At 43.6% G+C, this 14,065-nt stretch carries 8 protein-coding genes; 7 read left to right on the top strand and 1 reads right to left on the bottom strand.

The window, feature by feature from the left end:
- Positions 1-178 precede the first annotated feature (178 nt).
- The 6 genes from BLS64_RS01555 to BLS64_RS01530 all read left to right on the top strand — a co-directional run bounded on the left by BLS64_RS01555 (position 179) and on the right by BLS64_RS01530 (position 11,656).
- Positions 179-3,202 carry a SusC/RagA family TonB-linked outer membrane protein gene (locus tag BLS64_RS01555; RefSeq protein ID WP_093111051.1) on the top strand — a complete coding sequence of 1,008 codons (3,024 nt, stop codon included), beginning with the start codon at positions 179-181 and terminating at the stop codon, positions 3,200-3,202.
- Between the two features lie 11 nt (positions 3,203-3,213).
- Positions 3,214-4,695 carry a RagB/SusD family nutrient uptake outer membrane protein gene (locus tag BLS64_RS01550; protein WP_093111049.1) on the top strand — a complete coding sequence of 494 codons (1,482 nt, stop codon included), beginning with the start codon at positions 3,214-3,216 and terminating at the stop codon, positions 4,693-4,695.
- A gap of 10 nt (positions 4,696-4,705) precedes the next feature.
- A complete protein-coding gene (locus BLS64_RS01545) occupies positions 4,706-6,757 on the top strand; it encodes a hypothetical protein (protein ID WP_143019255.1) in 2,052 nt (683 codons plus the stop codon).
- Between the two features lie 12 nt (positions 6,758-6,769).
- A complete protein-coding gene (locus BLS64_RS01540) occupies positions 6,770-8,434 on the top strand; it encodes a family 16 glycosylhydrolase (RefSeq protein ID WP_093111045.1) in 1,665 nt (554 codons plus the stop codon).
- A gap of 69 nt (positions 8,435-8,503) precedes the next feature.
- Positions 8,504-10,777: a beta-glucosidase BglX gene (gene bglX / locus BLS64_RS01535; protein WP_093111043.1), complete on the top strand. Its 2,274-nt coding sequence runs from the start codon at positions 8,504-8,506 to the stop codon at positions 10,775-10,777.
- Between the two features lie 12 nt (positions 10,778-10,789).
- The gene (locus BLS64_RS01530; protein ID WP_093111041.1) at positions 10,790-11,656 is read left to right on the top strand and encodes a glycoside hydrolase family 16 protein; all 867 of its coding nucleotides are present in this window, start codon (positions 10,790-10,792) and stop codon (positions 11,654-11,656) included.
- A 114-nt stretch (positions 11,657-11,770) separates the two neighbouring features.
- On the opposite strand, the gene BLS64_RS01525 is transcribed toward BLS64_RS01530, so the two are convergent.
- The gene (locus BLS64_RS01525) at positions 11,771-12,220 is read right to left on the bottom strand and encodes a nucleoside deaminase (RefSeq protein ID WP_093111039.1); all 450 of its coding nucleotides are present in this window, start codon (positions 12,218-12,220) and stop codon (positions 11,771-11,773) included.
- Positions 12,221-12,258: 38 nt separating this feature from the next.
- On the opposite strand from BLS64_RS01525, the gene BLS64_RS01520 reads away from it, so the two are divergent.
- Positions 12,259-14,043, top strand: a complete 1,785-nt coding sequence (locus tag BLS64_RS01520; protein ID WP_093111037.1) for a 1-deoxy-D-xylulose-5-phosphate synthase — start codon at positions 12,259-12,261, stop codon at positions 14,041-14,043.
- The last annotated feature ends 22 nt before the right edge of the window (positions 14,044-14,065 follow it).

The following is a 14,065-nucleotide window of genomic DNA, read 5'->3' as shown; positions in this document are numbered from 1 at the left end:
TCTTTGGTTGAGAGTTTTGCTGAAATCCTAGATAAAACCTGTATTTAAAGCTTTTTTAGCCCTTCTTAACATCTAAAAAAAGATATTTTCATCTTGTATGTTTTTTGTAAAGGTGTTTTTCAAAAGAGTTGGGCTGAATTAAAATAAATTAGTTCAAAGAATTTTAACAATTACAAACATGAAGAAATTTACATGTATTCTAATTGCTCTTGTGGGTGGTTTTTTATCTGTACATGCGCAAACGTTTTCTGTTAAAGGAAACGTGACAGATGAAGATAATATGCCACTTCTCGGGGTCAATGTATTGGTCAAGGATCAAACCAGAGGGACTGTCACCGATTTTGATGGTAATTTCACTCTTGATGATCTTTCTGTCGGAGACGTCCTGCAGTTTTCCTATGTGGGTTTTGAACCAAAGGAAGTTACTGTACTTAATGATGCTTTTTTAAACGTAGTACTGCAAACCGATTCCGAGTCACTGGCTGAGGTTGTAGTGATTGGATATGGTACCCAACAGCGAAAGGATATCACAGGATCTGTTTCCCTGGTTTCTGAAGATGTCATTGAGGAACTTAATCCTATTAAACTTGAAAATGCCCTGCAGGGAACTGCTGCGGGTGTAAATGTTCTGCCATCATCTGGTGCACCGGGTGCGGGTATCAGTATTAATATTAGAGGTATTGCTTCCAATACCGTGAACCAGCCTTTGGTTCTTATTGATGGATACCAGGGAGATCTGGGAACGATCAACCCCAATGATGTAGCTTCTATTTCTATTCTTAAAGATGCTCAGGCTGCTATTTATGGTATTGCCGGAGCAAACGGGGTTGTATTGATAACTACCAAATCTGGTAAGAAGAATACGGCTCCTGTAGTAAAGTTTGACTCTTATGTAGGGTTGCAGGAGACAAGCAGAAAAGTTCCATTATTGAATGCAACAGAATATGCACTTATTCTTAATGAGAGTTATGCTAATAACGGTGAGGAAATTCCTTTTCCTGATGTAAGCGGTCTTGGTACCGGGACAGATTTTCAGGATGAGGTATTTGATACTGCGCCCGTCTACAATCATTACCTGAGCGTTTCAGGAGGTACAGAAAAGATCACCTATTCTATTGGTGGCTCTCATTTATACCAGGAAGGTATAGTAGGAGCAGAGAAGTCAGATTTCACCAGGAATACTGCCAGATTCAGCCTTGGAATCGATATCACAGATGAACTGAATCTCACCGCCAATACCATCTACACAAATATTGATAGAAAATCCATCAATGAAAATGGTCTGGGTTCTGTGTTATTTAACGCCCTTAATATCGCGCCTACTTTTGGAATAGACGAGGAGGATCAGGAAGGAATACTGGGTAATGAGATCATTAACCCGCTTTCTCAGATTGAGAACACCTTCAACGACTATGATCTTAATAAGTTCAATGGTTCTTTTGCGTTAGAATTTACACCCATTGAAGAATTGACTTTTACCTCCAGGTTGGGGTACAGTCTTACTAATAGTAAAGGCAAAGATTTTTTACCTATAGCTAATTTTGGGCCAAGTAAGGTCTTCAATAACACCAGAAGTCAGGTAAACCAGAACAGGATCAATGATAACAGTTACACCTATGACCTCTTTGGTACCTACGAAGACATGTATGATGAAGCGCACCATGTTACCCTAACAGGAGGGATGACCGTTATTCGCAACTGGGGAGACGGGCTCTTTGCTACAGGGTTTGATGTGCCGAATAACTCCTGGGAATTTGCAGACATTAGTCTTGCAAGGGGGGCAAGTGACGCTCTCACTACCAGTGCATATGTATATGACACTCGTAAGCTTTCTTTCTTCGGAAGGTTACAATATGATTATAAAGGAAAATATCTTCTTTCCGGAATGTTAAGAAGGGATGCTTCCAGCAACTTTAGTCCAGACAATCGTGTAGGTTATTTTCCATCTGTAACTGCAGGATGGATAGTAACTGAAGAAGATTTCTTCAATGACTCTGCAGTGATCGACTTCCTGAAGATCAGGGGTAGCTTCGGAACTTTAGGTAATGATGAAACAGGTGCCACTAACTATTACAGGGCATTGTTGAATGGAGAAGCCACTTATGTGCTCGACGGGCAGTTAATTAACGGGGTAGCTTTGGGTAACCTCGCGAATCCGGATGCCGGTTGGGAAGAAGCTGAAAAGACAAATATTGGGGTTGACCTTAGAATGTTCAATAATCAGCTTGATATTTCAGCCGATTTGTTCCGGGAAGACCGTAAAGACCTTCTTGTTGCAGGAATTCCTGTTTCAGGAATATTTGGTGGTGGTGCCCCGGGAGCGGGATCTCCAACAATTAATGCCGGGACCACCCGAAATGAAGGAGTGGAATTCTCTGTGCGGTACAACCAGGTGGTGAATGACGATCTAGATTTCAACATCTCCTATAATGCCATGTTCCTGAACAATGAAGTGGTGAGTGTGGAAGGAACAGATTTTCTTCCAGGTGGCCAGTTTGGAGTAGGACAACCACAACCGGCAAGGTTTGAAGCTGGCTTCCCAATAGGTTATTTCTACGGGTACAGAACAAATGGAATATTCCAAACCCCTGCTGAAGTTGCTGCTCATCCAAGTCAGTTAGCCTTAGGTGCAGAAGCTGCTCCGGGTGACCTTAGATATGTGGATATCAATGGTGACGGAGTGATCACTCCTGAGGATAGAACCAATATTGGAGATCCAATTCCTGATGCCACCATGGGATTAAATCTAAATGTGAACTTCAAAGGCTTTGATCTTGTCGCTTACACCTTCGCATCAATAGGAAATGATATGGTGAGAAACTATGAAAGGAATCAGCCTAATGTGAACAGGGCTTCTTACATTCTTGACAGATGGAGAGGGCCCGGAACAAGCACCACTGTTCCACGAGTCACTACCGGGGCTACTTCCAATATGGTTTTTTCTGATTATTATGTAGAAGATGCTTCGTATGCCAGGATCCAGAATGTACAGTTAGGCTATAGCTTTAACGGAAACATCCTTGAGAAACTTAAAATGGACAGGCTTAGGATCTATACTGCGGTGAATAACCTGTATACTTTCACAGAATACCGCGGATTTGACCCTTCAGCAACCGGTGGGGCTGCTATTGGAGGCGGAATTGACTACGGTTTTTATCCCCTGCCTCGAATCTATCAGGTAGGCCTAAATCTTAATTTCTAAAATATTGCCTTATGAAGAGATATAATTTTAAACCTAAAACCCTTCTTGTGCTTCTTACTCTTACTTTCAGTTTGGGTTGTACAGAGGAATTTTTAGATGAAACCCAGGAGTATAATATTTCCTCAGAGAACTATTTCAACTCTGAACAGGATTATTATAATGCCCTTATCGGGGTATATGATGTGCTCCAATCAACTTATGTGAACGTTCTGCTTGGAGAGATCGCCTCAGACAATACTCTTAGCGGGGGTGAAAGTGCCACAGACGTGATCGGTTTTCAGCAGGTAGATGAAATGACACACACTCCTGTTAATGACAATCTTGATGATGTGTGGGATTGGAACTTTGCAGGAGTGCAACGCGCTAATTACATTCTGGAGTTCAAGGATAAGACCGATTTCCCGGGAAAAGATCAGATCATCGCGGAAACCCGTTTTTTAAGAGCTTACTTCACTTTTGAACTGGTTAAATGGTTTGGCCCGATACCTTTGTCAGGTGATGAGAGATTTGTTTTGGGTGATGAGACTACTATTCCACGTTCTCCTGTATCTGAAGTTTACGATCAAATAGAATCAGATCTTGAATTCGCGATTAATAATCTGGATTACACTGCACCACAGGTTGGACGAGCCACCAAAGGTGCTGCCCAGGCATTGCTTGGAAAGGCTTACCTGTACCAGGAGCAGTTCCAGGAGTCAGCTTCAGTATTGACAGACCTGATAAACAGCGGACAATATCACCTTTATGGAACTCAGGGAGATGAGGACTACGCGAACCTGTTTGAGTATGTAGGTGAGAACAGCGCAGAATCTGTTTTCGAGATCCAGTATACAGGAGAAGAAGGAGCAGGATTTGGATGTTTGCAGTGTAGCGAAGGAAACGTAGCTGTAGGTTTCCAGGGGATCAGGAACTACTCTGGACCTTTATTCGAATCTGGCTATAGTTTTAATGTTCCAGTTCAGGAAGCTTATGATGCCTTTACAGATAATGATATTAGAAGGTATTATACCATATTAGATATAGAAGCCTGGGCTGCAGAGACTGGTGCTTCTTACTCCGAAGGTTACAAGCATACAGGGTATTTCAACCGAAAGTATCTTCCTAGAAAAAACGATAACCTGGGAGACACTAATCTTACTCAGCCTAACAATTATCGCGCTATAAGGTATGCAGATGTCTTGCTGATGGCTGCAGAAGCTTTAGTGCGTGGAAATATAGATGAGGACAGAGCTCGAACTTATGTGAATATGGTAAGGGAAAGAGCAGGTTTGGATCCTATTGATTCAGCCGGAGCTACCCTGCTTGACGTTATCTACACTGAAAGAAGACTTGAATTAATGGGAGAAGGGCACCGTTTCTTTGACCTTGTACGTACAGGTAGAGCTGCCCAGGAAATAGAGGGCTTTACTACTGGAAAGAACGAATTATTCCCAATTCCTTTAGAAGAAATTGAATTTTCACAAGGAAACTGGAGCCAAAACTCAGGATACTAAAATGAGCATTATGAAAAACATTTTAAAAACAATATTCATATTCTTTATTGCCTTTGCAGTAATTGGCTGTGATATGGACGACGATAATCTTGGGGTTGACCTGGAAAGCCTTTCAGCTCCTGAGAATCTTGGAGCTACCTTCCAGATAACCCAGGATAATACCGGCTTGGTGACCATAACACCAACCGGGGAAGGTGCTACCTTGTTTTCAGTAGATTTTGGGGACGGCTCCCCTACTTCAGACGATTTAAAAGCCGGAGAGAGTGTGGAGCATATTTATGCTGAAGGCAATTATGATGTAGTGGTAACGGGTAAAAACCTGTCAGGAAAAACTGCGCAGGGAACACAACCGCTTACTGTATCTTTTAGAGCTCCTGAAAATTTAAAGGTTACTATAGAACGAGATCCCGAAGATAATTATTCCATTTCTGTGAGCGCTGAAGCAGATTTCGCGGCTATGTTCCAGGTTTACTTTGGGGACGCTGTAGATGAAGAACCAACTCCTCTAATGCCAGGTGAAACTGTTTCCCATTCCTATGAAACCATTGGCACCTACAATATTCGTGTGGTTGCCTTGAGTGGAGGAGAGGCGACTACAGAATTTACTCAGGAAGTAGTAATCTCAGACCCCCTGTTTCTACCCATCGATTTTGAATCTGAAAAACTAGATTATACTTTTATCAATTTTGGTCCAGATGTAGTAGATGGAGTACCAATTATAGATAATCCCGATCCTAATAATGTAAATCCAAGTAGCAGAGTTGCTGAATATACTAAACCGGTTAATTCCGAGGTTTGGGCTGGAACAACCATTGCGCTAGATGAACCTATTGATTTCTCTACAGAGCGTTATATTCAGGTAGATGTGTGGTCTCCTACCGCAGGAACACCAGTATTATTCAAAGTTGAAAATTTAGCCGATAACTCCCTTAGTGCAGAGTTCTCTACTACAACTACGGTAAGTGAAGATTGGGAAACATTAACTTTTGATCTTAATTCAATTGATTCGGCTGTAGAGTACGGAAGAATAGTATTATTCTTCAACTTCGGAACCCCAGGTAACGGTGAGACTTATTATTTTGATAATATCAGAACTACAAAACTGGAGCTGGTAAAATTGCCACTTACCTTTGAGTCAGAGAATCTTAACTATGGATGGAATGGCTTTGGTGGTGCTAGTGGTGCGGTTGTAGCCAATCCAGATCAATCAGGTATTAATACTAGTGCCAATGTTACTGAGCTGAATAAAAGTAGTGGAGCCCAAACCTGGGCGGGTATCATTCTTGGTCTTGATGAGCCGGTTGATTTCTCAGCAGGGACCACTGTTAAAATGAAAGTATGGTCACCAAAGAAGGGTGCAAGTATACTTTTCAAACTGGAAGATAGTTCTTCATCACCAGATAACAATGGTAATCCGTCTATAGTAGCAGAAGTGTTTGTTAATACTACTACTTCTGGAGAATGGGAAGAATTGAGCTTTGATCTTACCACATTTGAAGCATTTGATCCGTCTATAAACTATGATAATCTGGTGATCTTCTATGACTTTGGAAATCCCGGAGAAGGAACCACATTCTACTTTGATGACATAAAGGTTGGAGATACGGAGTATATTTCCCTGTTTAGTGATATTGCAGACGATGTCACGGTGGATACCTGGAGAACTGATTGGTCTGTTTCAGATTATGAAGAAGTTTCTTTTGACGGCCGAGTCACCAAACATTATTACAACCTAAACTATGTTGGAATTGAAACGGTTACTAACCAACTTGATGTATCCAATATGACTCACTTTCATACTGAAATTTGGACAGATAATGCTACCACTTTCAGGGTAAAACTGGTGGATTTTGGACCTGACGGCGCTTGGCAGGGAGGTGATGATTCAGAACACGAAATAGTCATAGATAATCCGGCCCAGAATGAATGGGTGAGTTTAGACATACCATTGTCGGCATTTGAGAATCTTACCAATTTTGCGAATATTTCTCAACTGATATATTCAGCTGCACCGGCAGGAGAGGCAAATGTTTATATCTCCAATGTTTATTTTCATAATTAAAAGAGAAGAAAGATGAAAAATATTCTAAAAATAAAAAATACAATCACTCTCCTGTTTCTGTCAATGCTGGCAGTGAGCTGTGTGGATGATGATTTCAACATTGGGGAGATCATAAATCCATCGAACTTCAATGTTTCTACACAAGTAGTGGGGCAGACAGAAGAGATGCCCTATGGAGATGGAAGTGGGGCAGTGGACTTTTCAGTCTCGGCAGATGATGCTATGACTTATAAATTTATCTATGGTGATGGATTTGAAGAAGTATCTTATGACGGTACAACAACCCATTCTTTTAATAGAAATGGGATAAATGATTACACTGTCACTATTGTAGCTTACGGTGCTGGCGGAGCTTCCGCAAATACCACGGTTACAGTTACAGTTTTTAGTGATTTCAGTGATCCCGAAACAACTCAACTATTGACTGGTGGTGGGACAAAGACCTGGTATATAGCTGCAGCCCAACCTGGCCACCTGGGCGTAGGCCCCGCACCTTCGACAGAAAACGGTTGGAATGTTCCTGGCTTCTGGTATGCTGCTGCCCCATACGAGAAAGCAGGTTCAGAGGTTAGCTCTTGTTTTTATGAGGATGAGATGACCTTTAGCCTTACGCAGGACGGCGATATCCTGTATGATTACGACAACAAAGGATTTACATTTTTCAACAATGCGTATGATCCCAACTTCGGTGGTACAGATGAAAGTCAAGATGAATGTCTACCATACGATAGTTCAGGCACTATGACTGTTTCTCTGTCTCCTGCCACTTCAGGATTTCCTGAGTCTACAGGTACAGTTATGAATATTTCGGACGGTGGCTTCATTAGCTACTACATTGGTGCCAGTTCTTATGAAATTCTTTCAATCACTGAGAATACCATGGTTCTTCGTGCCATTCAGGGAAATAATGACTTCCTTGCGTGGTATCTAATCCTCACGACTTCACCTGAGGGAACCGAACCGGAAGAATCTGCAGAATTCGAAAGTCAGTTTAGCACTTTGTTGTGGGAGGACAATTTTGATTCAGGATCATTAGATACAAGCATTTGGAATATTGAAACAGGAAATGGTGTTGATGGATGGGGTAATCAGGAAGCCCAGTATTATACTGCCGATAATGTGGCTGTAGCCGATGGTAACCTGGTTATCACTGCAAAAGCTGAAACTATCAATGAATTTGATTACACTTCAGCCCGCATCACAACTAAAGATAATTTTGATTTTACCTATGGTAGAGTTGAAGTAAGAGCACAACTTCCATCGGGAGGTGGTGTTTGGCCTGCGATCTGGATGTTAGGTGCAGACTTTGACACTGCCGGTTGGCCTGAGGCAGGTGAGATAGACATTATGGAGTACAAGGGCAATGAGCCAAACGTGATCCATGGATCGCTTCATTTTCCAGGGAATTCAGGAGGGAATGCCGTGACTGAAACCACAACGGTCCAGGGTGTAGAAACTGATTTTCATCTTTACTCTGTTGAATGGACAGAAGATAAGATATACTTCCTTGTAGATAATCAGGTATTCCACGAGTTTGACAATTCACCGGATGTTCCTTTTAATAAAGATTTCTTCCTTATCCTGAATGTAGCCATGGGAGGAACCTTTGGCGGTACTATTGATCCTGCATTTACAGAATCTGCCATGTTGGTAGACTATGTGAAGGTTTTTCAATAGTTCTTACCCACAAACTTTGTTAATCTCCAGGGGGACAAAAATGCTCCCCCTGGAATTTAATTGCCAAAAATGAAAAAATTCAGCATACTTATAATATGCCTTTTTGGATACTTCTCAACCCAGGCTCAGTCTTCAAAGATCCCGAGTTCTGTTGAGAATGTTGAAAAGAAAGTAGATTCAGTACTTTCTCTTATGACCCTTGAAGAAAAAATAGGTCAAATGGTACAGTACAGCGGCACCTGGGATCTTACCGGGCCTGCCAGTGGCGATAAGAATCAATACAGAAAAGAACAACTTAAAAAGGGCCTTGTTGGTTCAATGCTCAATGTGCTGTCTATTGAAGCTACACGAGAGGCCCAAAAGCTGGTCATGGAAAATTCGCGAATCAAGATTCCTCTTATGATCGGCTATGACGTAATTCACGGTTATAAAACCATCTTTCCGGTTCCCCTGGGAGAAACAGCCAGCTGGGATCTGGAAGCAATGGAAGAAACAGCACGTATCTCTGCTGTAGAAGCCGCTGCAGATGGTGTGAACTGGACCTTCTCACCCATGATCGATGTTTCCCGTGATGCTCGCTGGGGTCGCATCATGGAAGGTTCGGGAGAAGACCCTTTTCTAACCGCGCAGGTTGCGGTTGCCAAGATCAAGGGTTATCAGGGCACCGATCTTTCCGATCCAAATACCATTGCGGCCACAGCCAAGCATTTTGCCGGCTACGGATTTGCAGAAGCCGGGCGTGATTACAACACGGTGAATGTGGGCGATAACCAACTGCACAATACCATTCTACCGCCTTTTAAAGCGGCTGCAAAAGCGGGTGTGGCAACCTTCATGAATTCATTCAACGACCTTGACGGAACTCCCGCCACCGGAAGTAAATACCTGCAACGGGAAATCCTGAAAGGAGACTGGAACTGGGATGGTTTTATAGTTTCCGATTGGGCCTCTATTGCCGAAATGAGGGATCATGGTTTTGCTGAAGATCTTACCCACGCAGCCGAAATTGCTATAAAAGCGGGCAGCGATATGGACATGGAAGGTGGGGCCTATGAAACCGGTCTGGTAGAATTGCTTCAGGAAGGTAAAGTGGATGAGGAGCTGATCAATGATGCGGTGCGAAGGATCTTAAGAGTAAAATTCAAATTAGGTCTTTTTGAAGATCCATACAGGTATTCAAACCCTGAAATGGCCGAAAAGATCGATTTCCAGGAACACAGGAAGGTGGCCAGAGAGGTGGCTAAAAAATCTATCGTTCTTTTGAAGAACGAAAAAAGTCTTTTGCCGCTTGCTTCTTCTGTTAAGAATATAGCTGTTATTGGTCCGCTTGCCGATGATAAGAACACTCCTATAGGTAACTGGAGAGCCCAGGGAGAAGCCAACTCGGCCGTTTCTATTCTGGAAGGAGTAAAAAATGCGGTTGGCAAGAACGTCAAAGTGACCTATGCCAAGGGTGCTGATCTCGGAGTAGGAGAGCGAAGTTTTCTGAAACCCCTGGAGATCAATACCACAGATAAATCTGGTTTTAAAGCGGCTGTTGAGGTTGCGAAAAAGGCTGATCTTGTGATCCTTGCCCTCGGGGAAGATGCTTTCCAGAGTGGGGAAGGAAGAAGTCAGGTGAACATTGGCCTTGCCGGAGTTCAGAAAGAACTCATGCAAGAGATATACGCAGCCAATAAAAATGTAGTACTTGTGCTTCAAAACGGAAGACCTTTGGAAATTTCCTGGGCTGCAGAAAACATTCCGGCCATCGTCATGGCCTGGCAGTTGGGTACCGAGAGCGGAAACGCTATCGCCGATGTGCTCTTCGGAAAATACAATCCTTCAGGGAAGCTTCCGGTATCGTTCCCAAGAGCAGTTGGGCAGGAACCCTTGTACTACAACCAGAAGAACACCGGAAGGCCAAGTAATCCTACAGATGTTACTTATTCGGCTTATACAGATGAGAGGAGAGATGCCTTATATCCTTTTGGCTTCGGGTTAAGCTATACCACTTTTGAATATGGTGATCTGGAACTTTCTTCCGAAGAAATGGATCATAATAGTGAAATTACGGTCACAGTACCTGTCAAGAACACCGGAAAAGTGAAAGGAAAAGAAGTCGTTCAGTTATATTTGAGGGATATGGTGGCTACTACTACCCGCCCGGTGAAAGAATTAAAAGCCTTTGAACTGGTTGAGCTCCAACCCGGCGAGACAAAAGAGGTGAAGTTTACCATCACAGAGGAAATGCTTCAGTTCTATAATGCCGATAAGGAATGGGCCTCAGAAGAAGGAGAATTTCAGGTTATGGTTGGAGGAAACTCGAGGGACCTTAAAGTAGAAAGCTTCCGATTTAATTAAAATAAAATCTATATGAAAAAAATTATAAACCATCTTTTGCTGTGGCTTATGCTTTCTTCAGGCGCGTTGATCAATGCGCAGGATCAAGGCTCCAAAGCTGTAGCTGACACGATCTTCTTCGAGGATTTCTCCGGAAGTGAACTCGACCGTGAGAAATGGAACGTGATGGGTACCGACTTTTGGGTTAACAACGAGCAGCAGATCTATATAGATTCTACGGCGACTGTTTTTATGGTCGAAGGTGCCGATGCCAAAGGAGTTGATAACGCACTGGTGCTTAAGGCTCATTATAGCCCTAATTACATTAATTATAAGGGAAATGATTTTGACTTTATTTCCGGAAGGATCAATACCCGCGATAAAGTGATGTTTACCTACGGCACGGCAGCTGCCAGGATGAAACTGCCAAAAGGTGCGGGCTACTGGCCGGCCTTCTGGGCCCTGGGCGGCGGTGATTGGCCTGATACGGGAGAGATCGATATCATGGAATATGTGGGAGAGACCGACTGGATCGGAGTGGCCTTACATGGTCCCGGTTATTCTGGAGAAACGCCGCTGGTCAATAAATACTTCTTTCCGGAAGGCGAAGATGTAACCGACTGGCATGTATATTCGGTTGACTGGTCGCCTGAAGGAATCGATTTTAGAGTAGATGGAAGGTTGATCTACAGAGTGACCAAGCCCATGGTAGAGCATTATGGGGAATGGGCTTTTGATAACCCGAAATTTCTCATCCTCAACCTGGCTTTAGGCGGGGCATACCCCTTTAAAACCAATGGAGTTGAAGAACCTTACAATGGACTCCCGGCATCGACTGTTGATCTTATAAAACATGGAAAAGCCGAGGTGCTTGTAGACTGGGTTTTAATTACAAAATAGAAGGATCAGTTTCCAATGGTTGTCTTCATTTTGAAGATCCTTTTGGCCAACCCTGTCAGCGGTTATTAACCTTGACAGGGTTCTTTTTTTTGTCACCAATACATACCGGAATACCTAATTCAGATTTCTCCTCTCAATAAAGAAGCGCTTCAAAAGCTCTGAGGCTTCCTCTTCTAAAATGCCGCTTTTTATCTTTGTTTTTGGATGTAATTTTGCGCCCATTTTTCTATAGCCCCTCTCAGGATCTTCGGCGGCGAAAACCAGGTTGGAAAGCTGACTCCAATACAAAGCTCCGGCGCACATTTGGCAAGGTTCGAGGGTCACATACATGGTGCAGTCTATCAGGTATTTTCCTCCCAGGAAATTGGCTGCTGAGGTAATGGCCTGCATCTCTGCATGCGCCGTCACATCGTTAAGCAGTTCGGTGAGATTATGGCCGCGGGCAATGATCTGCTGGTTGGCCACCACTACCACGCCCACGGGAATTTCCCCTTTTTCATATGCCAGCTGCGCCTCTTCCAGCGCTTTACGCATAAAATAGCTGTCGTCAAAAACCATTTGCATATTCAAAAATACAATTTCAAAATGTACCTTTGCGATTCATGGCCGAAACTATTCTAAATTCCATCAATTCTCCAGCTGACCTGAGACAGATCTCCGCGGAAGAACTGCCGCAGCTTGCAGCTGAATTGCGCAGGTTCATCATTGAGATCGTTGCTACCAAAGAAGGCCATTTGGGAGCCAGCCTTGGCGTGGTGGAACTTACCATAGCCCTGCATTATGTTTTTAACACGCCGAATGATCTGCTGGTGTGGGATGTAGGCCATCAGGCATACGGCCATAAGATCCTTACCGGCAGAAGGGATGTTTTTCATACCAACCGGCAGCTAAATGGCATCAGCGGTTTCCCAAAGAGAAGTGAAAGCAAATATGATACTTTTGGAGTAGGACATTCCTCTACGGCCATTTCGGCGGCCCTGGGAATGGCCATTGCTTCAAATTTAAAAGGAGAGACCGAAAAACAGCACATTGCCGTGGTGGGAGATGCCTCCATCGCCAGCGGGATGGCCTTTGAAGGGCTTAACCACGCGGGGGTCACAGACGCCAACCTGCTTATCGTGCTGAATGACAATGCGATCGGGATAGATCCCAGTGTAGGAGCTTTAAAGAATTACCTGACCAAGGCCAGAGTCGGCTATAAGCCGAAACAGGACAATATCATTGAAGCGCTGAATTTTAAATATTTTGGTCCTGTTGACGGGCATGACCTGGAGGGGCTTATAAAGGCTTTTGAAGATCTTAAAAAGATCAAGGGCCCAAAATTTCTCCACGTGATCACCCGAAAGGGCAAGGGCCTAAAAAAGGCCGAAGAAGATCAGGTAAAATATCATGCTCCCGGTAAATTCGTGCCCGATACCGGCGAACTTTTACCATACGATTCCAAAGATCTTTCTTTGAAATTCCAGGATGTGTTTGGCCTGACTCTTGTGGAACTTGCAGAGAAAAATAAGAATATTATAGGGATCACGCCGGCCATGCCTACCGGAAGTTCCCTTAAGTACATGATGGATGCCTTTCCCGAAAGGGCCTTTGACGTAGGCATTGCAGAGCAGCATGCGGTAACGCTTGCCGCCGGTATGGCCACTCAGGGTTTTAGCGTCTATTGTGCTATTTATTCCACCTTTTTGCAACGGGCCTACGACCAGGTGATTCATGATGTGGCGCTTCAGGATCTCCCGGTAATTTTTTGCCTTGACCGTGCAGGACTGGTTGGAGAAGATGGTGCCACCCATCACGGGATTTTTGACATCGCTTATTTAAGATGTATCCCTAATATGATTATTTTTGCACCGCTGGATGAGGTCGACCTTCGAAACATGCTTTACACGGCACAAAAAGTTGATCTTCCGCATCCTTTGGCCATAAGATATCCGCGAGGCAGAGGTTTTAGAAAGGAGTGGAAACTGCCTTTTGAGCAGCTTGACTTCGGAAGAGGACGTCGCCTCAAAGCAGGCTCTAAAATGGCAGTTTTGAGCCTTGGCTCGGTTGGAATGAATGTTAGCCTTGCGCTTGAAGGTCTTTCCGAAGAGAAAGAGATCGCGCACTATGACATGAGGTTTGCTAAACCCCTGGATGAGCTGCTGCTGCATGATATCTTTAAAAAATATGAGAGAATAGTTACCGTGGAAGATGGTGCGGTTTCCGGCGGATTTGGTTCTGCCATTCTGGAATTCGCCCAACGGAACGATTATTTTGTTCCCGTGGAGATCTTCGGGATCCCGGACCGGTTTATTGACCACGGAAAAGTGATTGAATTACAAGAAATTGCGGGAATTGACGTTAAGACATTGAAAGAACGTTTTTCCACCCTTCTGAAGAAGAATTAAGAATAACATTTTAGCATGCCCC

This window comes from Salinimicrobium catena (assembly GCF_900102915.1).
Taxonomy (GTDB): domain Bacteria; phylum Bacteroidota; class Bacteroidia; order Flavobacteriales; family Flavobacteriaceae; genus Salinimicrobium; species Salinimicrobium catena.
Note: the sequence above shows the minus strand (reverse complement) of the source record. Positions and strands in the feature narration are given on the sequence as shown.